This window comes from Bradyrhizobium niftali (assembly GCF_004571025.1).
GTDB classification, from domain to species: domain Bacteria; phylum Pseudomonadota; class Alphaproteobacteria; order Rhizobiales; family Xanthobacteraceae; genus Bradyrhizobium; species Bradyrhizobium niftali.
This window is the reverse complement of sequence record NZ_SPQT01000011.1, coordinates 112,118-138,036: the sequence shown is the minus strand read 5'-3', so window position 1 is coordinate 138,036 and position 25,919 is coordinate 112,118. Positions and strand designations below refer to the sequence as shown.

The 25,919-nt window shown below is 64.9% G+C and carries 28 protein-coding genes and 1 pseudogene; 13 read left to right on the top strand and 16 right to left on the bottom strand.

Annotation, left to right across the window (positions count from 1 at the left end; translation table 11 throughout):
- Nucleotides 1–5: 5 nt before the first annotated feature.
- Complete coding sequence (locus tag E4K65_RS20380) at nt 6–302, bottom strand: hypothetical protein (protein ID WP_135175685.1); 297 nt, start codon at nt 300–302, stop codon at nt 6–8.
- Between the two features lie 180 nt (nt 303–482).
- Nucleotides 483–1,382, bottom strand: a complete 900-nt coding sequence (locus E4K65_RS20375) for a LysR substrate-binding domain-containing protein (RefSeq protein WP_027546931.1) — start codon at nt 1,380–1,382, stop codon at nt 483–485.
- A 212-nt stretch (nt 1,383–1,594) separates the two neighbouring features.
- On the opposite strand from E4K65_RS20375, the gene E4K65_RS20370 reads away from it, so the two are divergent.
- Together E4K65_RS20370 and E4K65_RS20365 are read left to right on the top strand one after the other, a co-directional pair.
- Nucleotides 1,595–2,386 carry a fumarylacetoacetate hydrolase family protein gene (locus E4K65_RS20370; protein ID WP_135175684.1) on the top strand — a complete coding sequence of 264 codons (792 nt, stop codon included), beginning with the start codon at nt 1,595–1,597 and terminating at the stop codon, nt 2,384–2,386.
- Nucleotides 2,387–2,633: 247 nt separating this feature from the next.
- On the top strand, nt 2,634–3,050 hold the full coding sequence (locus tag E4K65_RS20365; RefSeq protein WP_167770973.1) for a hypothetical protein: 417 nt from the start codon (nt 2,634–2,636) through the stop codon (nt 3,048–3,050).
- A gap of 10 nt (nt 3,051–3,060) precedes the next feature.
- Here the strand turns inward: E4K65_RS20365 and E4K65_RS20360 are convergent, their stop codons facing one another.
- Together E4K65_RS20360 and E4K65_RS20355 are read right to left on the bottom strand one after the other, a co-directional pair.
- Nucleotides 3,061–3,804, bottom strand: coding sequence for an IclR family transcriptional regulator (locus E4K65_RS20360; protein ID WP_135175683.1), 744 nt, complete (start codon nt 3,802–3,804; stop codon nt 3,061–3,063).
- Between the two features lie 37 nt (nt 3,805–3,841).
- Nucleotides 3,842–4,693 carry an HpcH/HpaI aldolase/citrate lyase family protein gene (locus tag E4K65_RS20355; RefSeq protein WP_135175773.1) on the bottom strand — a complete coding sequence of 284 codons (852 nt, stop codon included), beginning with the start codon at nt 4,691–4,693 and terminating at the stop codon, nt 3,842–3,844.
- A gap of 387 nt (nt 4,694–5,080) precedes the next feature.
- On the opposite strand from E4K65_RS20355, the gene E4K65_RS20350 reads away from it, so the two are divergent.
- Together E4K65_RS20350 and flgL are read left to right on the top strand one after the other, a co-directional pair.
- Entirely contained in the window at nt 5,081–6,247 is a 1,167-nt protein-coding gene (locus E4K65_RS20350; protein ID WP_092184827.1) for an acyl-CoA dehydrogenase family protein, read from the top strand.
- Nucleotides 6,248–6,263: 16 nt separating this feature from the next.
- Nucleotides 6,264–6,396: pseudogene (flgL, locus tag E4K65_RS48755) on the top strand (flagellin); the annotation flags it as partial.
- Here flgL and E4K65_RS20340 read toward each other — a convergent pair.
- Both E4K65_RS20340 and upp read right to left on the bottom strand, forming a co-directional pair.
- Nucleotides 6,395–7,984 carry an AMP-binding protein gene (locus E4K65_RS20340; protein ID WP_135175682.1) on the bottom strand — a complete coding sequence of 530 codons (1,590 nt, stop codon included), beginning with the start codon at nt 7,982–7,984 and terminating at the stop codon, nt 6,395–6,397. The pseudogene flgL and the gene E4K65_RS20340 overlap by 2 nt on opposite strands.
- Before the next feature lie 33 nt (nt 7,985–8,017).
- Nucleotides 8,018–8,653, bottom strand: a complete 636-nt coding sequence (gene upp, locus E4K65_RS20335) for a uracil phosphoribosyltransferase (protein WP_027546924.1) — start codon at nt 8,651–8,653, stop codon at nt 8,018–8,020.
- A 21-nt stretch (nt 8,654–8,674) separates the two neighbouring features.
- Here upp and E4K65_RS47360 point away from each other — a divergent pair, with 21 nt between their 5' ends.
- Nucleotides 8,675–8,863, top strand: coding sequence for a hypothetical protein (locus tag E4K65_RS47360; RefSeq protein ID WP_167770972.1), 189 nt, complete (start codon nt 8,675–8,677; stop codon nt 8,861–8,863).
- 3 nt (nt 8,864–8,866) lie between these two features.
- Here the strand turns inward: E4K65_RS47360 and E4K65_RS49510 are convergent, their stop codons facing one another.
- From E4K65_RS49510 to E4K65_RS20295, 8 genes are all read right to left on the bottom strand, one after another.
- Nucleotides 8,867–8,995, bottom strand: a complete 129-nt coding sequence (locus tag E4K65_RS49510) for a hypothetical protein (protein ID WP_256374891.1) — start codon at nt 8,993–8,995, stop codon at nt 8,867–8,869.
- Between the two features lie 90 nt (nt 8,996–9,085).
- Complete coding sequence (locus tag E4K65_RS20325) at nt 9,086–9,484, bottom strand: hypothetical protein (RefSeq protein WP_135175681.1); 399 nt, start codon at nt 9,482–9,484, stop codon at nt 9,086–9,088.
- Between the two features lie 17 nt (nt 9,485–9,501).
- Nucleotides 9,502–9,690 (bottom strand): hypothetical protein, encoded by a 189-nt coding sequence (locus E4K65_RS20320; protein ID WP_135175680.1) that lies wholly within the window; start codon nt 9,688–9,690, stop codon nt 9,502–9,504.
- Between the two features lie 112 nt (nt 9,691–9,802).
- Entirely contained in the window at nt 9,803–10,141 is a 339-nt protein-coding gene (locus E4K65_RS20315; protein ID WP_235885688.1) for a hypothetical protein, read from the bottom strand.
- An 81-nt stretch (nt 10,142–10,222) separates the two neighbouring features.
- Nucleotides 10,223–11,140: a 4-hydroxy-tetrahydrodipicolinate synthase gene (gene dapA / locus E4K65_RS20310; protein ID WP_135175678.1), complete on the bottom strand. Its 918-nt coding sequence runs from the start codon at nt 11,138–11,140 to the stop codon at nt 10,223–10,225.
- Nucleotides 11,141–11,164: 24 nt separating this feature from the next.
- Nucleotides 11,165–11,419: a hypothetical protein gene (locus E4K65_RS20305; RefSeq protein ID WP_167770971.1), complete on the bottom strand. Its 255-nt coding sequence runs from the start codon at nt 11,417–11,419 to the stop codon at nt 11,165–11,167.
- A 132-nt stretch (nt 11,420–11,551) separates the two neighbouring features.
- Nucleotides 11,552–11,782, bottom strand: coding sequence for a hypothetical protein (locus E4K65_RS20300; protein WP_135175676.1), 231 nt, complete (start codon nt 11,780–11,782; stop codon nt 11,552–11,554).
- Between the two features lie 69 nt (nt 11,783–11,851).
- Nucleotides 11,852–12,319 (bottom strand): hypothetical protein, encoded by a 468-nt coding sequence (locus E4K65_RS20295; protein WP_167770969.1) that lies wholly within the window; start codon nt 12,317–12,319, stop codon nt 11,852–11,854.
- Nucleotides 12,320–12,952: 633 nt separating this feature from the next.
- Between E4K65_RS20295 and E4K65_RS20290 the strand changes: the two genes are divergently transcribed.
- The 6 genes from E4K65_RS20290 (at nt 12,953) to E4K65_RS20265 (ending at nt 21,256) form a co-directional block, all read left to right on the top strand.
- Nucleotides 12,953–13,042, top strand: coding sequence for a K(+)-transporting ATPase subunit F (locus E4K65_RS20290; RefSeq protein ID WP_135175674.1), 90 nt, complete (start codon nt 12,953–12,955; stop codon nt 13,040–13,042).
- A gap of 112 nt (nt 13,043–13,154) precedes the next feature.
- Complete coding sequence (kdpA, locus tag E4K65_RS20285) at nt 13,155–14,858, top strand: potassium-transporting ATPase subunit KdpA (protein ID WP_135175673.1); 1,704 nt, start codon at nt 13,155–13,157, stop codon at nt 14,856–14,858.
- A 24-nt stretch (nt 14,859–14,882) separates the two neighbouring features.
- Nucleotides 14,883–17,000: a potassium-transporting ATPase subunit KdpB gene (gene kdpB, locus E4K65_RS20280; RefSeq protein ID WP_135175672.1), complete on the top strand. Its 2,118-nt coding sequence runs from the start codon at nt 14,883–14,885 to the stop codon at nt 16,998–17,000.
- A gap of 200 nt (nt 17,001–17,200) precedes the next feature.
- The gene (locus E4K65_RS20275; RefSeq protein WP_135175671.1) at nt 17,201–17,806 is read left to right on the top strand and encodes a K(+)-transporting ATPase subunit C; all 606 of its coding nucleotides are present in this window, start codon (nt 17,201–17,203) and stop codon (nt 17,804–17,806) included.
- A gap of 40 nt (nt 17,807–17,846) precedes the next feature.
- On the top strand, nt 17,847–20,570 hold the full coding sequence (locus tag E4K65_RS20270) for a sensor histidine kinase (protein ID WP_135175670.1): 2,724 nt from the start codon (nt 17,847–17,849) through the stop codon (nt 20,568–20,570).
- A complete protein-coding gene (locus tag E4K65_RS20265) occupies nt 20,567–21,256 on the top strand; it encodes a response regulator (RefSeq protein WP_135175669.1) in 690 nt (229 codons plus the stop codon). The genes E4K65_RS20270 and E4K65_RS20265 overlap by 4 nt, the downstream gene beginning before the upstream one ends.
- 241 nt (nt 21,257–21,497) lie before the next feature.
- On the opposite strand, the gene ku is transcribed toward E4K65_RS20265, so the two are convergent.
- Nucleotides 21,498–22,382, bottom strand: a complete 885-nt coding sequence (ku, locus tag E4K65_RS20260) for a non-homologous end joining protein Ku (RefSeq protein WP_135175668.1) — start codon at nt 22,380–22,382, stop codon at nt 21,498–21,500.
- Nucleotides 22,383–22,498: 116 nt separating this feature from the next.
- On the opposite strand from ku, the gene ligD reads away from it, so the two are divergent.
- The gene (ligD, locus tag E4K65_RS20255; protein ID WP_135175667.1) at nt 22,499–25,156 is read left to right on the top strand and encodes a DNA ligase D; all 2,658 of its coding nucleotides are present in this window, start codon (nt 22,499–22,501) and stop codon (nt 25,154–25,156) included.
- 100 nt (nt 25,157–25,256) lie between these two features.
- On the opposite strand, the gene E4K65_RS20250 is transcribed toward ligD, so the two are convergent.
- Entirely contained in the window at nt 25,257–25,421 is a 165-nt protein-coding gene (locus tag E4K65_RS20250) for a DUF3309 family protein (protein WP_007595743.1), read from the bottom strand.
- A gap of 180 nt (nt 25,422–25,601) precedes the next feature.
- On the opposite strand from E4K65_RS20250, the gene E4K65_RS20245 reads away from it, so the two are divergent.
- On the top strand, nt 25,602–25,919 hold the full coding sequence (locus E4K65_RS20245) for a polyhydroxyalkanoic acid system family protein (RefSeq protein WP_135175666.1): 318 nt from the start codon (nt 25,602–25,604) through the stop codon (nt 25,917–25,919).

The following is a 25,919-nucleotide window of genomic DNA, read 5'->3' as shown; positions in this document are numbered from 1 at the left end:
AACATCTACGCAGCAGATTCTATGTTCACCAAAACTTCTCCGGCGATGATTTCGGGATCCCCAAGATCAAGGTCGTGCAAGCTTGCTTGAACGAACTCCATCACCTTGCCGTTCGCCGCATTGGCGCTTTCGCGGTCCTCGAATACCATCACGGCGACACCGACGCCCCCGCCCCCATCCAGCACATAATAAGATTTGAAGCCGCGCGAATCCCTCAGGATCTGACCGACGCCGCTTTTGGCGCGGCGGGCAGCATCCGCGACCGAACGAATCCTGGTGTACTTTCGAATGACTATGAACATCGGGCCACCTTTGCGTCTCGGTTCTCGCCCGACGCATCAAAGCATACCGAGCCGCTGCTGGACTAGGGCCTACTTGCGGAGGTCAACGCAGGCGCTGAGCAACGTCCGTCCTGCCGCATGATGGATTGGATGCGGTTGAGGTCGGCTTCGGGGTATTTTTGACCACCTCTGCGATACACTTCAGGAAAGCTCAATCGGCGCACCGCGGCCGCTGAGCTCTTCGTCGAGGCGCAGATAGTGCGCGAGATAGTCGTGCAAGGCGGTCGCCGCCTTCGAGGTGGCGCCGCTCGACTTGTAGAGCAGCAGCTCGATCTTCGGCAGCGGCGGCAGGCCCTCGTTGGGGCCGATCTCGCGCATTGCCGGCACCAGCGCGCTGCGGCCGAGCACGGTGACGGCCATGCCGGCGAACGCTGCCGCCTGAAGGCCGCCGACGCTTTCGCTGACGCAGGCGATACGCCAGCGCAAATTCGCGCGCTCCAGCGTGTCGATGGCGTAGTCGCGATAGATGTTGCCTGGCGGCAAAAGCGCCAGCGGAATCGGGCGTTCCTGGTGTGCGGCGGATTGCTCACCCGTCATCCAGACCAGTTGCTCGCGCCGCACCACCTGGCCGCCGGTGAAATCGTTCATGCGGGTGACCAGCGCAATGTCGACATCGCCGCGCTTGACGAGCCCGACCAGCGGTGTCGACAGCGCGCAATTGAGCTCGACCTGCACACGCGGGAAGGACTTTCGGAACACGCTGAGGATCGACGGCAGCATGAACGCCGCATAGAGGTCGGGCGTGCCGAGCACCACCTGGCCTTCGATCTCCTGCGACGCCAGCTGCGAAATCAATTCGTCATGCAACCTCAGGATGGATTTGGCGTAGGTGAGAACCGTTGTGCCGTCGTCGGTCAGCGTCAGCCGGCGGCCGGCATGCTCGAACAGCTGCTTGCCGGTCAATTCCTCCAGCCGCTGCAATTGCAGGGTGATCGCCGGCTGGGTGCGGCCCAGCCGTCGCGCGGTCTCGGTGATGCTGCCGGTCTCGACCACGGAGATCAGCGACCGGAGCATGCGGATATCGAGACTGATGAGGTTCATGCGGCGTCCATGTCGCCCAGAATTTATGCAAGTTCCATGCTAGAAGATTGCGCCAGCCGGCTTGGGGTTCAGGCGGCGCGCACGACTATGTCTCATCAATAAGACGATGTCCCGTCACGCTCGTCCAGCGTTGCTGGCATACTGAATATCGACTAATCAGCCGGATCGTTGCGCATGAACGCCGACCTGCGAAGCAAAAGGGAGCACAAAGGATGAAAAAAACCACGCGCCGGGATCTGCTCGCAACGGCCGCCGCAGTCACCGCCGCCTCCATCGCGGAGGTCGCGCCGGCCGCAGCGCAGGCCGGACCGAAGCCGATCTTCCCGGTGCCGATGGTCGCGATCCCGATCGTCGGCGAGACCCAAGTATTCCAGGTTCGCCGCATCTATTGCATCGGGCGCAACTATGCGGCGCATGCGATCGAGCGCGGCTCGGATCCGAACCGCGAGCCGCCGTTCTTCTTCCAGAAGCCGACGGACGCGATCCAGAACGTCGCGGTCGGCGAGGTCGCCGACCATCCCTATCCGTCGCTGACCAAGAATTATCATCACGAGGTCGAGCTGGTTGCCGCGCTGAAATCCGGCGGCACCAATATCCCGGCCGAGAAGGCGCTCGACCACGTCTATGGCTACGCGCTCGGCCTCGACATGACCCGGCGCGATCTCCAGAACGGCATGGCCGCGGAGAAGAAGCCCTGGGAGATCGGCAAGAGTTTTGACCACGCCGCGGTGATCGGCCCGATCCACCCCGTGAGCAAGACCGGCCATTTCGAGAAGGGCGCGATCTCGCTCGCAATCAACGGCACCGTGAAGCAGAGCTCGGATCTCAGCAAGATGATCTGGAGCGTCGCCGAGCAGATCGCAAAGCTCTCGGAAGCGTTCGAGTTGAAGGCCGGCGACATCATCTATTCCGGCACGCCGGAAAATGTCGGTCCAGTGGTGAAGGGCGACGTGCTGCTGTGCAAGCTCGAAGGCTTGCCGGACATGTCGATCAAGATCGTCTGATTGTCTTCGCCTCTCCCCGCATGCGGGGAGAGGCCGGATTGCACCGTCAGATGCAATCCGGGTGAGGGGTTACCAGCGACAAGGTCGCGCCGTAGTTGCGCCGCGCGACCTCCGCTGGAACCGCGGTTTGAAGGCGAGGCCTTTGAATCGCCGGAGTTCCATCGGCGATTGCCCCGTGTTCGGCAACGAACAAACGTCCTGCAGCCATATTTCAGTAAGAGTGATCTCCCATGAGGGAGGCGCTCCGATGAACAAAGCTTTGATCACTGCCGTCGTGCTGCTGGCTGGCGTGCCTGCAAGCGCCGCCGCGCAAGAGCGCGCCGGTGCTGCGGCGCTGGGAGCCGTCTCAGGCGCGGTCGTGCTGGGGCCGATCGGTGCCGTCGCAGGCGCGGCGATCGGTTATACCGCCGGACCTGCGATCGCCCGGTCCTGGGGCGTGAGAGATTCACGCTCGGCGAGGCATCGGCAGCCGCCGCGCCGCGAGGCGTATCGCGCAGCCGCCACCGGTGCTCCGCCGCGCGCACGTGAGGCGATGAATGCCAACGGCCAAATGCGAGCTGCCGGCAATCCGCCGGCTCAGGCCGCGCCTGCGGCGCAGCCTGTTGAAGCGGCTCCGGCTGCGCCGGCGCAGACTTCGGCGCCGCCCATTCAGGGATTCGAATGAAGCTTCGGCTTCAGGCCGCGGTGGTCTTCGGCCGCAGCCGATCGACCGTCCGCGCGATCAGCGCGGCCACGTCGGCGACTTTCGGCCCGATCCGGAACTCCGGCCCTGCGACGACGACGGAAAGCCTGCGGTCGCCGATCGGCAGTGGAATCGCAGCGCCCGCGAGGTCGCGGCTGTAATCGCCGAAGCTCTGGCAGTAGCCGCGCTCGATCGAGATGCGCAGCTCGGCTTCCACCGCCTCGATGCTGATCGGCGTCGACGGGCCGTACTGCTTGAACTCGATCTTGCGATAGACGGAGTCGCGCTCCTCCTGCGAATATTGCAGCAGCAGCGCGCGGCCGCTCGCGGTCGCGTGGATCGGCACGCGATGACCGATGGTGGCGAAATAGCGGATCGCGGCCTGGGACTCGACGACGTCGATGAATACCGCCATCACGCCCGCAGGCGCCACGATCGACGCAGTCTCACCGGTCTCGGCCGAGAGGTCGGAAATCAATGTGTGCGTCCATGGCGGCAGCGGCTCGACCTCCGAGATCATCCGCGCCATCGCCAGCCAGCGCGGGGTCGGATAGAAGCCGGCGCGCGGCCGCGGCTCATAGAGATAGCCCTTCTCCGACAGCGTCGCGAGCAGGTTGAAGGTCGACGAGCGCGGCCAGCCGAAATGATCGGCGATCTCCGCAAGCGTCGCCGGCTTCCTCACTTGCGCGAAGAATTCCATGATCTCCAGGACGTTTGCGGCTTGGCGAACGATCATGACCCGGTCCCGTCTGTGGCGACGCGTTGCCCTTGATCTACGGCTGGCCGAGGATCTTCTTCGCCGCGCGAAGATGCGGCTTGTCGATCATCTGGCCGTCGAGGCGCAGCGTGCCGGAATCGGGATTGCTCGCGAACGCCGCGATCACCTTCTCCGCCCAGATACGCTCGGCTTCCGTCGGCTCGAACGCCGCGTTGACGACATCGACATGCTTGGGGTGAATCAGCGCCTTCGCCGAAAACCCGTCGCGCCGTGCGGCACGCGTTTCCTGCTCGAGGCCGGCCAAATTGTCGATGTCGGTGTAGACGGTGTCGATCGGCGCGACCTCGGCCGCGGCGGCTGCCATCAGGCAGAGATCGCGCGCGAGGCGATAGGGACTATGGAACACGCCGCCCGAGGACTTCTCCGTGGCACCCAAAGAGGCGGAAAGATCCTCCGCGCCCCACATCAGGCCGGCGAGGCGAGGGGAGCAGCCCTTGTAGCTGCCCAGCCCGAAGATCGAGCCGGCGGTCTCCGTCGCGACGCAGACGATGCGGGTTGCGCCGACCGTGATGCCGGCCGCAGCTTCCAATGCTTCGAGCCAGGTCGCGATCTGCCGCACGTCGTCGCCGCCTTGCGATTTCGGAAACACAATGCCGTCGGGCCTGCCCGGCATCACCGCGGCGAGATCGGCGAGCGTCATGCCGGTCTCGAGCGCGTTGACGCGGACATAGAGCTGATGCGGCTTGCTGCGCGCCTTCAGCATCGCGAGCGTCAACCCGCGCGCCTCCGCCTTCTTCTCGGTGACGACGGAATCCTCGAGATCGATGATCAGCGCGTCGGCCTTGCCTTCGCTCGCCTTCTCGAATTTGCGCGGGGAATCCCCTGGCACGAACAGCATCGAACGCATCAGACCGGCCTTTTGTGCATCATCGCCATGCGGTGGCGAACTCGTCGTTCCCATACATTATTCATAACCTTGACAGATAAATTCACATATATGTACGTTTAGCTCAAGCGGGAAATGGGTGCGAGGATCCAGCTGCCAAAGCTGTGGCGCCTGCTTTGCCACACGTCAGGGAGAGACGAATTGAACAAGAAGCTCACCTGTTATCCGCACCAGCAGATCGGCAAAGCCGCTGAGGCTGCGCGCGCTCAACGCCGCGCCGGCCCGCGTGGCCGTGCCGGACACCTATGAATCGCTCTCGCGTGCTTCGACCAGATCTGGTCCGGCGTGATCAAGATCGTTACGGCCGAGGTCGGCACGATCGCGCCGCCAGCTAAGGAGATCAACGACATGGATTTCGCGCTCACCGATCAGCAGGAAGCCATTCGCGACGCCATCGCCAAGATCTGTGAGGACTTTCCCGATGCCTACTGGCTGAAGAAGGACCACGACGGCGGCTTCCCGCACGATTTCCACAAGGCGCTGGCCGACGCCGGCTGGCTCGGCATCTGTGTGCCGGAGGCCTATGGCGGCTCGGGGCTCGGCATCACCGAAGCCGCCATCATGATGCGCACCATCGCCGAATCCGGCGCCGGCATGTCGGGCGCCTCCGCGGTGCACATCAACGTGTTCGGGCTCAATCCCGTCGTCGTGTTCGGCACCGAGGAGCAGCGCAAGCGCATGCTGCCCCCGATGGTCGAGGGCCGGGAGAAAGCATGCTTCGCCGTCACCGAGCCCAACACAGGCCTCAACACCACCCAGCTCAAGACCCGCGCGGTGGCGAAGAACGACCGCTATATCGTCAACGGCCAGAAGGTGTGGATTTCGACGGCGCAGGTCGCGCACAAGATCCTGCTGCTCGCGCGCACCACGCCGCTTGAGGAGGTGCGCTCGCCCACCCACGGCCTCAGCCTGTTCTACACCGACTTCGACCGCAAGAAGATCAAGGTCCACGAGATCGAGAAGATGGGCCGCAAGGTCGTCGATTCCAACGAGCTGTTCTTCGAGGATTTCGAGATCCCGATGGAGGACCGCATCGGCGAAGAGGGGAAGGGCTTCCAGTACATCCTCGAGGGCATGAATCCCGAGCGCATCCTGATCGCGGCGGAAGCGGTCGGCCTCGGCAAGCTCGCGCTGGCGCGCGCGACCGAATACGCCAAGACCCGCGTCGTCTTCAATCGCCCGATCGGCAAGAATCAAGGCATCCAGCATCCGCTCGCGGTGAACTGGGTCGAGCTCGAGGCGGCCTGGCTGATGGTGATGTCGGCAGCCTGGCAATACGACAAGGGCATGCCCTGCGGCGCTGCGGCCAATGCTGCAAAGTATCTGGCGGGCGAGGCCGGCTTCTCGGCCTGCGAGCAGGCCGTGATGACCCATGGCGGTTTCGGCTACGCCAAGGAGTTCCACGTCGAGCGTTATCTGCGTGAAGTCCTGATCCCGCGCATCGCGCCGGTCAGCCCGCAGCTTGCGCTCAGCTTCATCGCGGAAAAGGTGCTGGGGCTGGCGAAGTCGTACTAGGCTGAAGCGAGGGCCATTTGCCGCGACGCTGTCGGATGACACTCCTGGCGTCGACGTCACCGCGCAGCTCTCGACCTACCAGGCGCAGCTCACCGCGTCCTATTCGGCGATGCCCTGGATTGCTCAGCATGAATCTCGCGAGCTATCTTAACGAGGCGGAGCCTGTTCGGCAGCGATCCGGTCCATCGCCATGGCGCGGAGTCTTGCGCGCTGGATTTTCACGCCATTGGCGCTGTCGGTGACGGGGAAGGCGTCCACGACATAGATCCGCGCCGGGACCTTGTAACTAGCCAAGCGCTCGCGCAAGCGCGTGGTCAGCGCCTCCTGCCGAAGCGGCGTACCGGCTGGAATCACGAAGGCGACGCAGCGGGCGTTTCCCTTCAGATCGACCGCGACGACCTGGGCATCGGCAACACCTGTGCAGGCCTTGAGCTCGTCCTCGATCTCGCCGGGCGCGACAAGGAAGCCACCGAGCCGCATGGCGTCGCCGGCGCGGGTCTCGTAGACGAAGGAGCCGTCGCCGCGCAGACGGCCGATATCGCCGGTGCGGAAGAAGCCGTCCGCGGTGATCGCATCGCGCGTCGCGTCGGGATTGTTGAAGTAGCCGAGGAAGCGTGACGGTGCACTGATCTCGATCTCGCCGGAGACGCCGGGGGCCGCGAGTTCGTCGGTCTCGGTGTCGCGCACGCGGACCTTGGCTTGCGGCGACATCGGCCAGCCGCCGCCCTCGATCCGGTCGGTGAAGGCGTCGCTTGCGCGGCCGATCGAGAACAGGGCTTGCACCTCGCTCGAACCGTAGAGGCCGTAGAGCGGCATGCCGCGCGCTTCGGCCTCCGCGGCAAGCTCGCGCCAGCCGGGCTGGAACGCGGCGAAGCCGAACACCTCGGCACGGGGGAAGGGATGGGCCAGGTCGGTGAGGGCGAGGATGCGGCGAAACATCTCGTCGGAGCCGAAGGCGTGCGTGATCTCATGGTCGCCGAGGATCTTCAGCGCCGGCGCGGCTTCGAAGGCGTCGAGCACGTGAATGGTCGCGCCCGCTGCGATGAAGCCGAGCAGGCTCGTCATGCCGAAGGTGCCGCAGAACGGCAGCATGGCCAGCAGCGCATGACGTTGCGGCGAGAGCTTGAGCGCTGCGGCGATGGAGGCGGCGTGCGCGGCCAGCGTTCGCTGCGAATGCGCGACCAGCTTTGGCCCCCTGGTCGTGCCTGACGTGGTGTAGAGCAGCACCGGCAGGTCGACGTCATCCTGGGCGGGCGGGGCCGGCGGATAGGACTTGTCGAACGCATCGAACCGTACACAGGGCCAGTGCGCCGGGATCGCATTCGCGCCGACCACCGCAAGCTGTCGCAGCGCGGGCACCTCATCCTTGGCGATATCGGCGAGGATGGCGGCAAAGTCGATCGAGCGGAACGCGGCCTCGACCACCATCAGCTTCGCACCGGACAAGCGGAGCAGATGGGCGACCTCCGCGCTACGGTAGCGCGTATTGACCGCGGCAACGATCGCGCCGAGGCGGGCGGCGGCAAACAGCAGCGCGACCCATTCGATCCGGTTGACCAGCCAGACCGCGACGACGTCGCCCTTGCTTACGCCTTGGGCCGCAAGCCAGGCGGCGGTCTGCTCGATCTTCTCCGAGAATTCCGCGCGCGAGACCGGTGTGCCGTCGAACACGAAGGCGGGATCGGCGAAGGTCTCGATCCGGGTCAGCGATTGCAGGGAAAAATCTCTGGGGCTCATGCGCCCCGGAGTAACCCGATCGCGCAAAACTGTCTACTTGGTGCCGAACATCCGGTCGCCAGCATCGCCCAGGCCCGGCACGATATAGCCGTGATCGTTGAGCCGCTCGTCGATCGCAGCGGTCCAGATCGGCACGTCGGGATGTTCGCTCTGGAACTGCGCGATGCCCTCGGGCGCGGCCAGGAGGCAGACGAAACGGATGTCGCGGGCGCCGCGGTTCTTGAGCAGGGACGCGCCGGCGCAGGCCGAGTTGCCGGTCGCCAGCATCGGGTCCATCAGGATCACGGTGCGGTCGGACAGGTCCTGCGGTGCCTTGAAGTAATATTCCACGGCCTGCAATGTTTCGGGGTCGCGGTAGAGCCCGATATGGGCGATGCGCGCCGACGGCATCAGCGCCAGCATGCCGTCGAGGAAGCCGACGCCGGCGCGCAGGATCGGCGCCAGCGTGAGCTTTTTGCCGGCGATCTTCGGCGCCTGCATCGATGCGATCGGCGTCTCGATCTCGACCAGCTCCAGCGGCAGGTCGCGCGTTACCTCGTAGCCGAGCAGCATCCCGATCTCGTTCAGAATCTCGCGAAAGCTCTTGGTCGAGCGGTCCTTCTCCCGCATCAGGGAGAGCTTGTGCTGGACCAGAGGGTGGGCGACGACATTGACGCTGCTTGTGCTCATGAAACCGATCTACACGGTTCCGTGAAATTGCGCCAGATCGGCCGGGTATTTTCCGCGGGATACCTGGCCTCAAGCCGGCATCGCGACCTCCTTGCGGGCACGGCTGCTTGCCTCGCAGGCAGCCATGGTCAATTCACGCTCAGCGGCCGGCCGATCGAGGTCACCGCGGCGGAACTGGCGCGCCTGATCGAGGCGGAAGCGGAGAGGTGAGGGCTAGACGCCGAGCCCCCGCGCGACGAGCGTGATCACGATCGTCAGGATCGCGCCCCAGACCAGGCTCAGCGTCATGGTCAGGATCGTCGTGGTGACCGCGTGCTCGAGATTTCCCTTGAGGAGCTGCACGCTATTTGTCCGGGGCGGGCGCAGCGCCGATGCGCATGCCGAGCAGCAATGCACTCATCAACGCAACCAGGATCGCGATCTTGAACTCGATCATGTCCGCCGCCTCGCTACGACGCGCGAAAGAAGCCGCTTGGCTCCTTCCACCAGCACGATCAGGGGATTGCCGCGGTTCTCGATGTCGAGCTCGAAGGTCTCGGCAGGAAACACCAGCGCGCACCGCGTCGGCGCGCTCTCACGGTTGGCGAAATCCACCGCCGAACTCTTGAACAGGAACAGGCCGCCGACGCGTCCGCGTGCCTCGCGCGCGACCCAGAGCCCGGCCTTGTTCCGACCGATGAAGAAAGCCGGAATCGAGGCGCTGAGGACGTCCGGATCGAGCGGCCTGAGTGCCGTGGCAGGAACGCTTCCGGACGCCGATGTCGGCCGGCGATGGACGGCTTGAAGGGCGATTGCGGCCATGGCGGCCTCCTCACACATCTGCAGGGTCATGATGTCCGCCCCGCCGGTCAGGCGTGGAGGTGCCAGACATAGATCGCGGTCTTCAGCGCGATGAGGCCGGTGAGCGCGCTGCCCATCGAAAGCAGAGTCAGCGCGCCAAGGGCGACGCGCTTGAGCTGGGCCTTGCGCTCCTTCGAGATCCGCAGCCGTTCGGTTCCATCAAAGGGCCGGTCAAAGCTATGTGTCAGCATCGACATCTTGGAAGTCCTTGTCTGTGGTGCGGTGCTGGGGCCGCTCCAATCTACCTCCCATGATGGTCATCGCTCCGTAGGATTGCGAGATGAGCGCCGAGGCCGTCGCATAGGAATGTCATAAAGACGCCGGTCGTACCGGCAATCCTCTGAAGAGATCAGGGCTGCGTTTCGGTCGAGGTTTGGACCGGGCAGGCTTTGGCCGCGCAAGCCCGACCGCGGCGGCGAAGGCGAGCCGCAGCCGCGGTTGGTCGATCTGCTTGCAGAAGCAGTCTAAGATCGCCTCCGCATCTTGTTGCTGGCCGCCGATGGCCGCGCAGAGCCGCGAGCTGGTTCGCCGGAAGAAGTGCAGGGGGTCCTCGCCGCTGCGCCGGCCGCCGAGACGATCAAGTTCGGTTGCGAGAGCCGCGACATTGAGCCTGTCGGAATCACTCAGCGTCACCGCAAAGCGCAGCACTGCCAGCTGCCAGGCGCAGAGCAGCCTGTGATGGTCTTCGACTGATTGCAGCATGCGATTTCTGGACGGCTTCGCGACGCGTCAGGCGCCGACGCCGTCGATCAGTTCCTCGTCGGCGATCGCCGCGAAGGCTCGCACCATCTCCCGCTGCGCCGCGGCGTCCAGCGGCACGATCGGCAATCTTGTGGCCGGCGACATCAGGCCCAGCACGCCCAAGCCGTTCTTGAGCGCTGCCGGGCTGTCCTTGGAGAGGCAGGCGATGAGCGGAATGAGGCGCTTGTGCAGGTAGCGCGCCGATTGCAGGCGGCCCTGCCTGACCTGCGAAAAGATCGTGCGGCAGAGATCCGGCGCGATGTTGGCGACCTCGGAGATCGCGCCGTCGCCGCCGCTCGCGATGTAGCCGAAGGCGGTGACGTCGTCGCCGGAGAGCAGGCGAAAGCCAGCCGGGAGCAGCCGGGCGAGGCGCATCGGACGGGTGATGTCGCAGCTGGCATCGCGCAGGCCCACGAATTGTCGGGATTCGACGAGACGCACCAGCGTCTCGTCGGCGAGCGGGCGCAGCGTGCGGGAGGGAATATCGTGCAGGATCACGGGCAAGCCGGTCGCACCGGCGATGGCCCGGAAATGCGCGAGCATCCCCTCCTGCATTGGCTTGTTGTAGGCCGGCACCACCGCCATCACGGCATCGGCGCCGGCTGCCTCCGCGCGTCGCGCAAGCTCGATGGCCTGGCCGGTCGCATTCGACATCGCGCCTGCGATGACCCGCACGCGACCGCGGACAACGTCGACGGCGGTGCGAATGACGAGCTCCTGCTCGGCCGGCGAGAGCGTTGGCGCCTCGCCGGCCGTCTCGCAGACCACGAGCGCGGGAACGCCGGCCGCGACCTGCCTCTCGCAGAGTGCGGCGAACGCCTTGAGGTCGATCGAATCAGCGGCATCGAACGGGGTCGGCATGTCCGGGATGAAGCCGGTGAACCAGGCTGAGGGGGGAGTGAACATGGCTTTTCGCCTGCATGCGCCAGCTCAGGCGGCGCGGCGTGCGTTATTGCGGCTGGGGCTCTGGCCCATGTCGAGCTCGATCTCGCGCGGCAATTCGACGATGGTCTCGGGATGCTGTCCGTTTTCGAACAGCGCATATTTGATGGCCTGGGCGCGGCTGACGAACAGGCCGCCATAGAGGCCGTTCTGCTCCTGCGCGATCCACTGGCCGCGACTGTTCCTGCCGATGAAGACGATGGTGGAGGGCGAGCTGCACGAGGGAGGTTCGACGAATTTCACGGATGTATTCCTTCTGAACGACGCCGGCGCGGGATGTTTGTCCCTGCCTGCGCGCTCAATATCCTGTCTCGCGAATATGATTTCGAGGGCGGGTGCGCGGCGATCTCATAGGAAGGTCATAAAGCCGACCGCTCAGGTCACATCGTTGGCAATGTGGACCAGCGCGAACAGCGCGCCGAAGGCGACAGCTTCGTCCCAATGATTGAGGACAGTGCCGAACAGCGGTTCGCGCCTGACGAGGCCGGCGAGCGCGCACAAGACAATGGACATCCAGAGCAGGGCGGCGAGGCTGCGGCCAAAACCGACGCTGCCGAATGCGGCAAAGGTGGCGAGCAGCGCGACGCGGACGGCAAATCGAGCCATCACCCGTGTCGGGCTCAGCGAGCGCGGTACGTCCGGAGATTGCGACAAGGCCAAACCTCGTTTGGCATCCTAGCCGAAATTATCGCAGCCGACCGGTTCGTAGAGCGGGTCCGGGGCCGGGCGAACCGAGGGAACGCTGGGCCGCGACTTATCCGCGGCCAATGCCTGCACCTCGACGAAGGCCGACAGCAGGGCGAGCGCAAGGTCGGCGTGGCGGGCTTCGACAGCGGCGTCGAGCCAGTCCGGCAATTCCCGTTCGCGCGAGAGGGCGCAGTACCATTCGCCTTCGTCATAGGCTATGCGGCGGACCTGCCACAGCGGCAGCTCGAGCTCCATCAACGCCAGCGCGGCATCGGCCCAGGCTTCGGCATCGACGAGGCGCATGACGCGTGCGCTACGCTCGCTCTGTCCGAGGGAGGGGAAGCGCCGGCAGGCCTTGTCGATGATATCGAGCATCACCGGGCGTGTCATCGCATGCGCATTGCGCAAGCGCTCGCAGAGCGAGGGCGGGTCATAGCATCGAAGAGCAGCGGTCATGTCAGGCCTCCCGGAGTTGGCGTCGGTCAGTCGGCCGGCGTCTCCAAGATGGCCAAAGCGGCATTTGAAAACGAGATGAGGAGGGGGCAGGAGATATAGGGATTTCATAAGTGCCGCGATCAATGAGGTGCACGGGCCGCGCCAATTTCTCGACTCGTCGTCCCGGCGAACCCATACCCCAAGGAAGAAGTTGTGGCGCCAAGCCAGTAACCACGAGTCATCGCCAAACCACTCCTTGTGGCTATGGGTCCCGGATCTGCGCTTTGCTTCGGGACAGCGCTACGCGCTGCCGAGCGCAGCGCTTGGCCGGGACGACGGCTGATGCTGGGCCGCGCCGTACGCCGCCGCCTCTTTATGAGATTCCTATAACTTTGCCATAGCCCTCATCTCGAAAACCTATGTCCCGAGTGGCACTTCAGCGCGGTGAAAGTTCCGGCCGGGCGCTGCGGGACATGCGTTGTGCTTGATCCATCGCAGCTGCCTGCCGGAAACAGAGACATGGTTGCCTCAGAGACAGAGCGCAACGAGGAGAATTCCCATGATGGACATTCTGATGCTGGCGCTGGGCTTCGGCTTCTTCGCGCTTGCGATCGGCTACACCTACGCCTGCGAACGGCTTTGATGGAGCGGACCATGATCTTCGATTATACGCTCGCCGGTGCCGTTTCGTTCGGCCTGCTGATGTATCTCACCTACGCGCTGCTGCGGCCCGAGCGGTTCTGACCCGTGCTGCTGCTTGTCGAATTGCTGCTGGCCGACGCCGTGCTCGTCGCCGGCCTGCTTGCGCTGCTCCTGCCGCTCTTGCGCCGGACACAATGCCTGAAGGATTAATGCCATGACTGTGATCGGTTGGCTCCAGATCATTCTTTTCTGCGTCATAATCGTCGCGCTGACCAAGCCGCTCGGCTGGTACATGACGCGCGTGTTCAACGGGGAGCGAACGTTCCTGTCGCCGGTGCTGCGCCCGATCGAGGCCGGCATCTACTGGTTCTCCGGCGTCGACGAGAGGCGCGAGCAGCATTGGCTGACCTATACGGTCTCCATGCTGCTGTTCCATGTCGGCGGCTTCCTCATCATTTACGGCGTGATGCGATTGCAGGCGATCCTGCCCTTCAATCCGGCAGGCCAGGGCGCGGTCGCCGAAGACCTCTCCTTCAACACCGCGATCTCCTTCATCACCAACACCAACTGGCAGAACTACGGCGGCGAGAGCACAATATCTTACCTCGTGCAGATGCTCGGCCTGACGCACCAGAACTTCCTGTCGGCGGCAACCGGTATCGCGCTCGCGGTGGCGCTGATCCGCGGCTTCTCGCGCGCCTCGGTGCGCACGATCGGCAATTTCTGGGTCGATGTCACTCGCTGCACGCTCTATGTCCTGCTGCCGATCTGCGTCGTCTACACGCTGTTCCTCATCTCGCAGGGCATGCCGCAGACGCTCGGCGACTATGTCGAGGCCACCACGCTCGAGGGCGCCAAGCAGACCATCGCGGTCGGCCCGGTCGCCTCGCAGGTTGCGATCAAGATGCTCGGCACCAATGGCGGCGGCTTCTTCAACGCTAACGCCGCGCATCCCTTCGAGAACCCGACCGCGCTGTCGAACTTCGTGCAGATGCTGTCGATCTTCGCGCTCGGTGCCGCACTCACCAACGTGTTCGGCCGCATGGTCGGCAACCAGCGCCAGGGCTGGGCGATCCTCGCCGTGATGGGCGTGCTGTTCGTCGCGGGCGTCGCCGTCACCTACTGGGCGGAAGCCAACGGCACCTCGACCATGCATGCGCTCGGCCTGACCGGCGGCAACATGGAGGGCAAGGAGGTCCGCTTCGGCATCGTCGCGTCCTCGCTGTTCGCCGTGATCACGACGGCCGCCTCCTGCGGTGCCGTCAATGCCATGCATGACAGCTTCACCGCGCTTGGCGGCATGATCCCGCTGATCAACATGCAGCTCGGTGAGATCATCATCGGCGGCGTCGGCGCCGGCCTCTACGGCATGCTGCTGTTCGTCGTGCTCGCGATCTTCGTCGCGGGCCTGATGGTCGGCCGCACGCCGGAATATGTCGGCAAGAAGATCGAGGCGCGCGAAGTGAAAATGGCGATGCTCGCGATCCTGGTGCTGCCGCTGATGTATCTCGGCTGGACCGCGGTCGGCGTGGTCTATCCGGCGGCGGTTGCCTCGATGGCGAATGCCGGCCCGCACGGCTTCACCGAGGTGCTCTACGCCTTCACGTCGGCGACCGGCAACAACGGCTCGGCGTTTGCGGGCCTCACCGGCAACACGTTCTTCTACAACCTCACGCTCGCAAGCGCGATGTTCGTGGGCCGCTTCTTCATGATCGTTCCGGCGATGGCAATTGCTGGCTCGCTGGCCTCCAAGAAATCGATCCCGCCGTCGGCGGGCACCTTCCCGACCACGGGCGGGCTGTTCGTCGGCCTGGTCGTCGGCGTGATCCTGATCATCGGCGGCCTGACCTTCTTCCCGGCACTCGCACTCGGCCCGATCGTCGAGCACCTCGCGATGAACGCCGGCAACGTCTTCTGATCGAGCCCTTTCGGAGTTACGTCCATGGAACCTGTCCTTAAGTCCAACAAACGCATGCCGGTTTCGGCGATGCTGGATCCGAAGATCGTGGTGCCCGCCATCGGCGCTGCCTTCACCAAGCTCGATCCGCGACTGATGATCAAGAACCCGGTGATGTTCGTGGTCGAGATCGTGGCCGCGCTCACCACGGTGATCTTCCTGCGCGACCTCGTCACCGGCGGGGAGAACCTCGGCTTCACCTTCCAGATCATCCTCTGGCTCTGGTTCACGGTGCTGTTCGCCAATCTCGCCGAAGCGGTGGCCGAAGGCCGCGGCAAGGCGCAGGCCGAGTCGCTGCGCAAGACCCGCACCGAGAGTCAGGCCAAGCTGCTCACCGGCGCTGGCCAGGCCTTCAAACTCGTGCCGGGCACGAGCCTGAAGGTCGGCGACATCGTGCTGGTCGAAGCGGGGGACACCATTCCCTCGGACGGCGAGGTGATCGAGGGCGTTGCCTCCGTCAACGAGGCCGCCATCACCGGCGAATCCGCGCCCGTCATTCGCGAGTCCGGCGGCGACCGCTCGGCGGTCACCGGCGGCACGCAGGTGCTGTCCGACTGGATCCGCGTCCGTATCACGGCAGCCCAGGGCTCGACCTTCATCGATCGCATGATCAAGCTGGTCGAGGGCGCCGAGCGGCAGAAGACTCCGAACGAGATCGCGCTCAACATCCTGCTTGCCGGCCTCACCATCATCTTCGTGTTCGCCACCGTCACCATTCCGAGCTATGCGGCCTATGCCGGCGGCTCGATCTCGGTGATCGTGCTGGTCGCGCTGTTCGTGACGCTGATCCCGACCACGATCGGTGCACTGCTGTCGGCGATCGGCATTGCGGGCATGGACCGCCTGGTGCGCTTCAACGTGCTGGCGATGTCCGGTCGCGCCGTCGAGGCGGCCGGCGACGTCGACACGCTGCTGCTCGACAAGACCGGAACGATCACGCTCGGCAATCGCCAGGCCACGGCGTTCCGTCCGGTGCGCGGCGTGACCGAGCAGGAGCTGGCCGACGCAGCCCAGCTCGCCTCGCTCGCCGACGAGACCCCGGAAGGCCGTTCCATCGTCGTGCTGGCGAAGGAGAAATACGGCATCCGCGGCCGCGACATGGCCGAGCTGGGAGCCACCTTCATTCCGTTCACGGCGCAGACCCGCATGAGCGGCGTCGATGCCGGCGGCTCGTCGGTGCGCAAGGGCGCGGTCGATGCCATGCTCAACTATGTCGGCGGCGGTGCGCCGCTGGCGGTCGCTTCCGGCAATACCGCACGGGCCATCCAGCCGGCGGCGCTGTCGGATCTCGGACGCGAGGTCCAGACCATTGCGGACGACATTGCCAAGGCAGGCGGTACTCCGCTTGCGGTTGCCAGGGACGGCAAGCTGCTCGGCGTCATCCAGCTCAAGGACATCGTCAAGGGCGGCATCCGCGAGCGCTTTGCCGAGCTGCGCCGCATGGGCATCCGCACCATCATGATCACCGGCGACAACCCGATGACGGCGGCGGCGATCGCGGCGGAGGCCGGCGTCGACGACTTCCTGGCGCAGGCAACCCCCGAGGACAAGCTCAAGCTGATCCGCGACGAGCAGGCCAAGGGCAAACTGGTCGCCATGTGCGGCGACGGCACCAATGACGCGCCGGCGCTTGCGCAGGCCGATGTCGGCGTCGCCATGAACACCGGCACCCAGGCGGCCCGCGAGGCCGGCAACATGGTCGACCTCGACTCCAACCCGACCAAGCTGATCGAGGTGGTCGAGATCGGCAAGCAGCTCCTGATGACGCGCGGCGCGCTGACGACCTTCTCGATCGCCAATGACGTCGCAAAATACTTTGCGATCATCCCGGCGATGTTTTTGGCGTTCTACCCGCAGCTCAACGTGCTCAACGTCATGAACCTGTCGAGCCCGCAGAGCGCCATCCTGTCGGCGATCATCTTCAACGCGTTGATCATCATCGCGCTGATCCCGCTTGCGCTGAAGGGCGTTGCCTATCGTGCAGTCGGGGCCGGCGCATTGCTTCGTCGCAACCTGCTGATTTACGGCCTTGGCGGCATCGTCATTCCCTTCATCGGCATCAAGGCGATCGACCTCGTCGTCGTCGCTTTACACCTGGCTTGAAATGTCAACGCAAGTGACGAGGCGGTCGGGACTGCCAGTCCCTCATCCTGAGGAGCGCGGAACGCGCGTCTCGAAGGATGAAGGCCCGGCTGGTGGCCTCGCCCTTCGAGACGCCGCGCAAGCGCGGCTCCTCAGGGTGAGGGTCTAGCGTCTGGATTGCTTCGCTTCGCTCGCAATGACGAAAGAAATAGGAGAAACATATGCTCAGAGAAATCCGCCCCGCCATCGTGCTTCTGCTGGTGCTCACCGCCATCACGGGCCTGGCCTATCCGCTCGCGATGACCGCCATTGCCGGTGCGATCTTCCCCGCGCAGGCGCAGGGCAGCCTGATCGAGAAGGATGGCAAGATGGTCGGCTCCGCCCTGATCGGGCAGGAGTTCAAGGACGACAAGTACTTCCACGGCCGCCCGTCGGCGACGCTGGCGCCGGACCCGAATGATTCGACCAAGACGGTGTCTGCGCCCTACAACGCCGCCAACTCGGGCGGCTCCAACCTCGGCCCGACCAGCAAGGCGCTGGCCGACCGGCTCAAGGAGGACGTGGACAAGCTTAAGGGCGAGAATCCGAACGCGGCGGTGCCGGTCGACCTCGTCACCACCTCGGCCAGCGGCCTTGACCCCGACATTTCCCCGGAAGCGGCGCAGTTCCAGGTGCCCCGCGTGGCCAAGGCGCGGAAAATATCGGAGGACCAGCTCAGGCAGCTTGTTGCCTCCAACACCCAGGGCCGTCTGCTCGGCCTCCTCGGCGAACCCCGGGTTAACGTTCTTGCCCTGAACCTCGCTCTGGATCGTGCGTCCGCGAAGTAGCGCTCTAGGCCGGGAATATCAGGATGATTATATTGGCCTGATGATTCAGCAGCGCCGCGATCCCGAACAACGTCCGTCCCCCGAGGCGCTGCTGGAAACAGCGCGCCGGGAGGAGAGCGCGAGCGGCAAGCTGAAGATCTTCGTCGGCGCCGCCCCCGGCGTCGGCAAGACCTACGAGATGCTTCAGAGCGCCCATGCCAAGCGCAAGGCCGGCATCGACGTCGTGGTCGGGTTCGTCGAGACCCATGGCCGCGCCGAGACCGAGGCGCTGGTGCGGGGGCTCGAAGTGGTCCCGCGCAAGAGGCTCGACTACCGCGGCCAGACGATCGAGGAGATGGACCTCGACGCCGTGATCGCACGACGGCCGCAAATCGCGCTGGTCGACGAGCTCGCGCACACCAACGCCGCCGGCAGCCGCCATCCCAAGCGCTATCTCGACGTCGAAGAGCTGCTCTCCCACGGCATCGACGTCTATACTGCGGTCAACATCCAGCACATCGAGAGCCTGAACGACGTCGTCGCCCAGATCACCCATGTCCGGGTGCGCGAGACGGTGCCGGATTCGATCTTCGACCGCGCCGATGCGATCGAGCTGATCGACCTCACGCCCGACGATCTGATCCAGCGGCTGAGGGAGGGCAAGGTCTACGTCCCGAAGCAGGCCGAGCGGGCGCTGGAACACTACTTCTCGCCGGGCAATCTCACCGCGTTGCGCGAACTCGCGCTGCGGCGGACGGCCGAGCGGGTCGACGAGCAGCTCCTCACCCACATGCAGGCGAACGCCATCGCCGGCCCCTGGGCCGCGGGCGAGCGAATTCTCGTCTGCGTCAGCGAGGACCCGCGCGCCGCTGGCCTCGTGCGTTATACCAAGCGGCTGGCCGACCGGCTGCACGCGCCATTCACCGCAGTCTCGATCGAGACCCGGCGCTCGCTCCAGCTTTCCGACGAGGAGCGCGACCGGCTCGCGGACACGCTGCGGCTGGCGGAATCGCTGGGCGGCGAGGCGTTGACGATTCCTGCCGTCGGCCGCCGCATCGCCGACGACGTCGTCAATTTCGCACAAGGCAACAACGTCACCCAGATCGTGATCGGCAAGTCGACGCGCTCGCGCTGGTTCGAGATCACGCGCGGCTCCGTCGTGCATGACCTGGTGCGCCGTGCCGGCAACATCACGGTTCATGTCATCGCCGGCGACGATGTGCCGGGCGAGGCGGTGCCCAAGACCGCGGTGCAGACCGCGGCGCGGACGGAGCCGTTCAACCCGCTGCCCTATCTGAAATCGCTCGGCATCGTGCTGATCGGTCTCGGCGCAGCCGAACTGATCCAGCCCCGGTTCGGCATCGAGAACGTGGACCTCGTGCTGCTCACGGCGGTGGTGGCGGTCGCGGTCCGCTATGGCCTCTGGCCGTCGCTGCTTGCCACGGTCGCAGCGTCGCTGTCCTATAATTTCTTCTTCCTGCCGCCGATCTACACCTTCACGATCACCGATCCGACCAACGTCGCCGCCTTTGTCCTGTTCATGCTGGTGGCGATGATCGTCTCAAACGTCGCCGCGCGCGTGCGCACACAGGCCGACACCGCGATCGGCCGCATCAGGACCACCGAGCAGCTTTATGCGTTCAGCCGCAAGCTCGCCGGCACGGCCACGCTCGACGATGTCTTGTGGGCGACCGCCTATCAGATCGCGCTGATGCTGAAGGTTCGCGTGGTGCTGTTGTTGCCGGAGGACGGGCTGCTCACGGTGAAGTCCGGCTATCCGCCGGAGGACCAGCTCGATCAGGCGGACCTTGCCGCCGCGAACTGGGCCTGGAGCAATGATCGCCCGGCCGGCCGCGGCTCCGATACGCTGCCGGGTGCGAAACGGCTGTTCCTGCCGATGCGCACCGGACGCGGCCCGATCGGGGTGATCGGCATCGACAACGACCGTACCGGCCCGCTGCTGACGCCGGACCAGCGCCGGCTGCTGGATGCGCTGGTTGACCAGGGCGCTCTCGCGATCGAGCGCGTGCTGCTGGTCGAGGACATGGACCGCGTCAAGCGCACCGTCGAATCCGAGCGGCTGCGCTCGGCGCTGCTGACCTCGATCTCGCATGATTTGAAGACGCCGCTCGCCTCCGTGTTGGGGGCGGCCTCCACCATGCGCGATCTTGCCGGCGCGCTGTCCGACACCGAGAAGCGCGACCTGCTGGCGACCGTGATCGACGAATCCGAGCGGCTCAACCGTTTCATCGCCAATCTGCTCGACATGACGAAACTCGAATCCGGCGCCATCGTGCCCAACACGGCGCTGCACGATCTCGGCGAGATCGTCGGCAGCGCGCTCCGGCGGGCAGCCAAGATCCTGACCGCGCACAAGATTGAGCTGGTGCTGGCCGCCGATCTGCCGATGCTCCAGCTCGACGCCGTGCTGTTCGAGCAGGTGCTGTTCAACCTGCTCGACAACGCCGCGAAGTATTCGCCGGCAGAGACGACGATCTCCATCAAGAGCCAGCGCGAGCGAGATCAAGTGGTGCTCCAGATCGCCGACGAGGGGAGCGGTATTCCGCCGGACGAGGTCGAGAGCGTGTTCGACAAGTTCTATCGCGTGCAGAAGGGCGATCACGTCCGTCCCGGCACCGGGCTCGGGCTCGCCATTTCCCGTGGTTTCGTCGAGGCAATGCACGGCACGATCTCGGCCGCCAACCGCAGCGACCGGAGCGGCGCGGTCCTCACCATCCGTCTGCCCGTTCCGGCACAGACCCACGCATTGGATACCGCCGCATGAGTGCCGCCCCGATCAAGGTTCTGGTCATCGACGACGAACCCCCGATCCGCAAATTGCTGCGGATGGGGTTGACGACGCAGGGCTATGAGATCCTGGAAGCGTCGAACGGCAAGATTGCGCTGGAAAAGCTCACCGAGGAGCCTGCATTGATCATCCTCGATCTCGGCCTGCCCGACATCCAGGGCCACGAGCTGCTCCGCACCATCCGGGCCCGCAACGAAGCCGTCCCGATCGTGGTGCTGTCGAGCCGGGGCGACGAGGCCGGCAAGGTGCAGGCGCTCGATCTCGGCGCTGACGACTACCTGACCAAGCCGTTCGGCATGGACGAGCTGCTGGCGCGTCTTCGCGCCGCGCTGCGGCACCAGCTCCAGGTCCAGGGCGAGCGCCCGGTGTTTCGCACCGGCGACCTCTCCGTTGATCTCGTCCGCCGCATCGTCAAGGTCGGCGAGCGCGAGGTGAAGTTGTCGCCGAAGGAGTACGATCTCCTGCGCGTGCTGGTCCAGCACGCCGGCAAAGTGCTGACCCACCGCTTCCTGCTCAAGGAGCTCTGGGACGAGCTGACCGACGCGCAATATCTGCGCGTCTATGTCCGCCAGCTTCGCCAGAAGATCGAAGCCGATCCGGAACGTCCGCAATATGTGCTGACGGAGACGGGGATCGGGTACCGCCTGAAGGCGGGGGATTAGGCGGTCGAGCAGCAATGCGCGGGGCTCGCTTGGGGCACACTCGTCATGGCCGGGCTCGACCCGGCCATCCGCGCTCTCTGCGCGCGGGATAGACGTGGACACCCGGGACAAGCCCGGGCATGACGACTGATATTGTGGCGAGCCTGCATCAACATCGTCATTGCGAGCGGAGCGAAGCAATCCAGGCTGACTCCGCGGAAAGATTCTGGATTGCTTCGCTGCGCTCGCAATGACCGAGCAATTAGCTCGCCTTGCGATGCCTTGCCGCAGACCTATGCGTCTTCTTCGCGCTGCGATGCCGTCCTGTCGTCCGCCGCCCATGCTGTTTGGCCGACGTCCGTCCTCCCCCGCGCCCCTTCAGGCTCTGCTTCAGCGCATCCATCAGGCTGACGACATTGCTAGGCCGCTCCTCCGGCTCCGGCGGCTCGATTGTTTTGCCGCTCGCCTTCCGCTTCACCAGCGCCTTCAGCGCGGTCTCGTATTCGTCCTTGAACTTGCTCGGATCGAAATGCGCGGCCTTGGTGTGCAGGATGTGACCGGCGAGCTCGACCATGTCCTTGGTGATCTTCGGGCTCTTGATGTCGTCGAAGAACTGGTCTTCGTCGCGGAGCTCATAAGGGAAGCGTAGCGTGGTGCCGAGCAGGCCCTTGCCGAGCGGCTCGATCGCGATGATGTGCTCGCGGTTGGTAAGCACGATTTTTGCGAGCGCCACGCGCTCCTCGTCCTTCATGGCATCGCGGATCACGGCGAAGGCGTCGAGCGCGGCCTTGCCGTCAGGGGCGACGTAGTAGGGGTGATTGAGATAGCGCTTGTCGATCTCGTCCCGGGGGACGAAGCTCTCGATGTCGATGGTGTGGTTGCTCTCGATCTGGACCGCCTCGAGCTCCTCCTTCTCGATCTCGACATATTTGCCCTTGCGCAGCTCGTAGCCGCGGGCCTTCTCGCCATCTTCGACGACGTCGCCGGTTTCCGAATCGATCATTTGCTGCTTGAGGCGATTGCCCGTCTCGCGATTGATCATGTGAAACCGGGTCTTCTCGGCGGCGGTCGTTGCGGGATAGAGCACGACCGGGCAATTGACCAGCGACAGCTTCAACGTTCCCTTCCAATAGGCACGGGGGGCCATTCCGTTCTCCAGCGTTTTCAAGGCATTTTGGAACTCCAACCGGCCCGTCGGGTTTTGGTTCCGGGTGGGACTTTTGCCGTGATAGGCTCGAAGCCGAAAGAAATGCGGGACCGGTCGTGCTGCGAAAACTCTCCACCTATCGGCAGAAGCGGGACTTCGAGAAGACGCCCGAGCCCTCCGGCGAGGCCGCGGTTGCCTCCTCGAAACAGCGGCGTTTCGTGATCCAGAAGCATGACGCCACCCGGCTGCACTACGATTTCCGGCTCGAGTTCGATGGCGTCTTCAAGTCCTGGGCGGTGACGAAGGGGCCCTCGCTCGATCCGCACGACAAGCGGCTGGCGGTCGAGGTCGAGGACCATCCGCTCGACTATGGCGATTTCGAAGGAACGATTCCGGAAGGGCAATATGGCGGCGGCACGGTCATGCTGTGGGACCGCGGCACCTGGGAGACCGAGGACCCCGAACGTGGCTTCAAGAAAGGCGACCTGAAGTTCACGCTGCACGGCGAGAAGCTGCACGGAAGCTGGGTGCTGGTCCGCATGCGCAACGATCGCGATGGCGGCAAGCGCACCAACTGGCTGCTGATCAAGCATCGCGACGAATATGCCCGTGAGAGCGAGGACATCCTTGCCGAGGACAAGTCGGTCGCCTCCGGCCGCGCAATGGCGCAGATCGCCGAAGGCAAAGGCCGCGCGCCAAAGCCGTTCATGCTGGCGAAGGGCACCAAGAGCAAGGCCGATGCGGTGTGGCAGTCCAACCGCGTCGAGGAGACGAAGGGGCGGACCGTCGCGCCGGCGCCACGCGCGGCGTTGAAGGCCGGCAAGGCTGCAAAGAAGAGAGCCACGACCGCTGCGAATGCCAAAACGGTCTCGGAGATGCCGGATTTCGTCGCGCCGCAGCTCTGCACGCCGGTCGAGCGTCCGCCGGCCGGCGACGGCTGGTGCCACGAGATCAAGTTCGACGGCTACCGCGTCCAGCTCCGTATCGAGGACGGCAAGGCGACGCTGAAGACTCGCAAGGGTCTCGACTGGACCGACAAGTTCGCCTCCATCGCGAAGGAGGCGAACGCGCTGCCGGAGGCCATGATCGACGGCGAGATCGTCGCGCTCGACCACAACGGCGCGCCGAACTTTTCCTCGCTCCAGGCCGCGCTGTCGGATGGCAAGACCGAGGACCTCATCTTCTTTGCCTTCGATCTCCTGTTCGCCGATAGCCGCGACTATCGTCGCCTTCCGCTCGGGGAGCGCAAGGCGCGGCTCAAGGAATTGCTGGAGCAGCGCAAGCGGAAATCGAACCAGATCCGCTATGTCGAGCATTTCGAGAGCGGCGGCGACGCCGTGCTGCAATCGGCCTGCAAGCTCGAGCTTGAAGGCGTGGTGTCGAAGAAGCTGGACGCGCCGTACCGATCGGGGCGGACGGAGAGCTGGATCAAGGCAAAATGCCGGGCCGGGCATGAGGTCGTGATCGGCGGCTGGAAGACCACCAACGGCAAATTCCGCTCGCTGATGGCCGGTGTGCATCGTGGCGATCACCTCGCCTTCGTCGGCATGGTCGGTACCGGTTTCGGCGTCGACACGGTCAAGCGCATCATGCCGTCCCTTAAGGCCATGGAGGCCAAGGACAGCCCGTTCGGCGGCAAGAACGCGCCGAAGAAGACCCGGGACGTGCACTGGCTGAAGCCTGAACTCGTCGCCGAAATCGAATTCGCCGGCTTCACGGCCGACGGCAACATTCGTCAGGCCGCCTTCAAGGGGCTGCGGCAGGACAAGCCGGCCGAGGAGGTCGAGGCGGAAACGCCCGCCGATACCGAGCTTGCCAGGCCTTCTGCCGGAAAGCGCGCTCCGGTGAAGGCCGGAAAGAAGAAAGATGCAGCCGCCGAGGTCATGGGCGTCGTGATCTCGAAGCCGGACAAGGAGCTGTGGCCGGACGGCGGCGACGGCGTCACGAAGCTTGATCTTGCGCGCTATTTCGAGGCGGTCGGCGGCTGGATGATCGTGCACCTGAAAGGGCGCCCCTGCTCGATCCTGCGCGCGCCCGACGGCATCGGCGGCGAGACATTCTTCCAGCGCCATGCCATGCAGGGCACCTCGAACCTGCTCGAGCTCGCCAAGGTTTCCGGCGATCGCAAGCCGTATTTGCAGATCGATCGCGTCGAGGGACTTGCCGCGGTCGCGCAGATCGGCGGCCTCGAGCTGCATCCCTGGAACTGTGCCCCTAACGCCTATGATACGCCGGGACGGCTGGTGTTCGATCTCGACCCCGCGCCGGATGTCGATTTCGCCGACGTCGTCGAGGCCGCGAAGGAGATGCGGCAGCGGCTCACCGACGTCGGCATGGACAGCTTCTGCAAGACCACCGGCGGCAAGGGCATTCACGTGGTGGTGCCGCTGCTCCACGGCGCGCGCGACAAGGTGAGCTGGAAGGAGGCCAAGGCGTTCGCGCAAGGTGTCTGCCAGTGGATGGCGGATGACGATCCCGAGCGCTATCTGCTCAACATGTCCAAGAAGCTGCGCAACGGAAAGATCTTTCTGGACTATCTGCGCAATGACCGCCTGTCGACGGCGGTGGCCCCGCTATCGCCCCGCGCCCGCGACGGCGCAACCGTGTCGATGCCGGTGACCTGGGCGCAGGTGAAGGGCGATCTCGATCCGAAGCGATATACGGTGCGGACGGTGCCGGGCCTGCTGGCGCGTTCGAAAGCGTGGGAGGGCTATGACGATGCGGCCGCGTCGATCAAGGCCGCGATGAAGAAGCTCGCGGGGAAGGTGAAGTAGGGTGGGTTAGCGTAGCGTAACCCACCACTTCTGTTTCCGCGGAAACCAAAGAGGTGGGTTACGCCTCGCGGCTAACCCATCCTACAAGACCGTTGCGTGGCTAGATCCGTCCCAGCAGCAGCAGGATCAGCAGGATGACGATGACGAGCCCGAGGCCGCCGCCGCCGTAATAGCCGGTGCCGTAGAACGGTCCGCCGCCGATGCCGCTGAAGCCGCCGAGCAGGGCGATGACCAAAATGATCAGAATGATCGTACCGATAGACATGCTAGTCTCCTCCAGCCCTTTGTTGAAAGGGTCGTTGCACCTGTCCCTTGGTGCGGGGGCAACTTGCCGCAGGTTTTAAAGTTCCGGTTGTGAAACGGGGCGACAGGTGCAAGTTGCATGGAACCTTTGCCGCTCGGGCCGGCATGATGAAGTGAGATTCAATCAGCGCAGGGCAAGGCCATGTCAGCACCGCTTGTCGTTTCAATTCCCCATCGTCTCGGCCGCGAGGAAGCGGTGCGCCGGCTCAAGACCGGGCTTGGCCGCGCGGCGGCGAGCATTCCCGTGATGCAGGTCGAGGAGGAGCGCTGGAGCGGCGACAGCATGAGTTTTCGCATCCGTGCGCTCGGGCAGATTGCCACCGGCCAGGTCGACGTCTCCGACGACCAGGTCAAGGTGCAGGTCGTGCTGCCCTGGCTGTTGCAGCGCTTTGCCGAGATGGCGCAGGCGACCATCCGCAAGCGCGGGCAGTTGCTGCTGACCAAGGACGAGAGAAAGTGA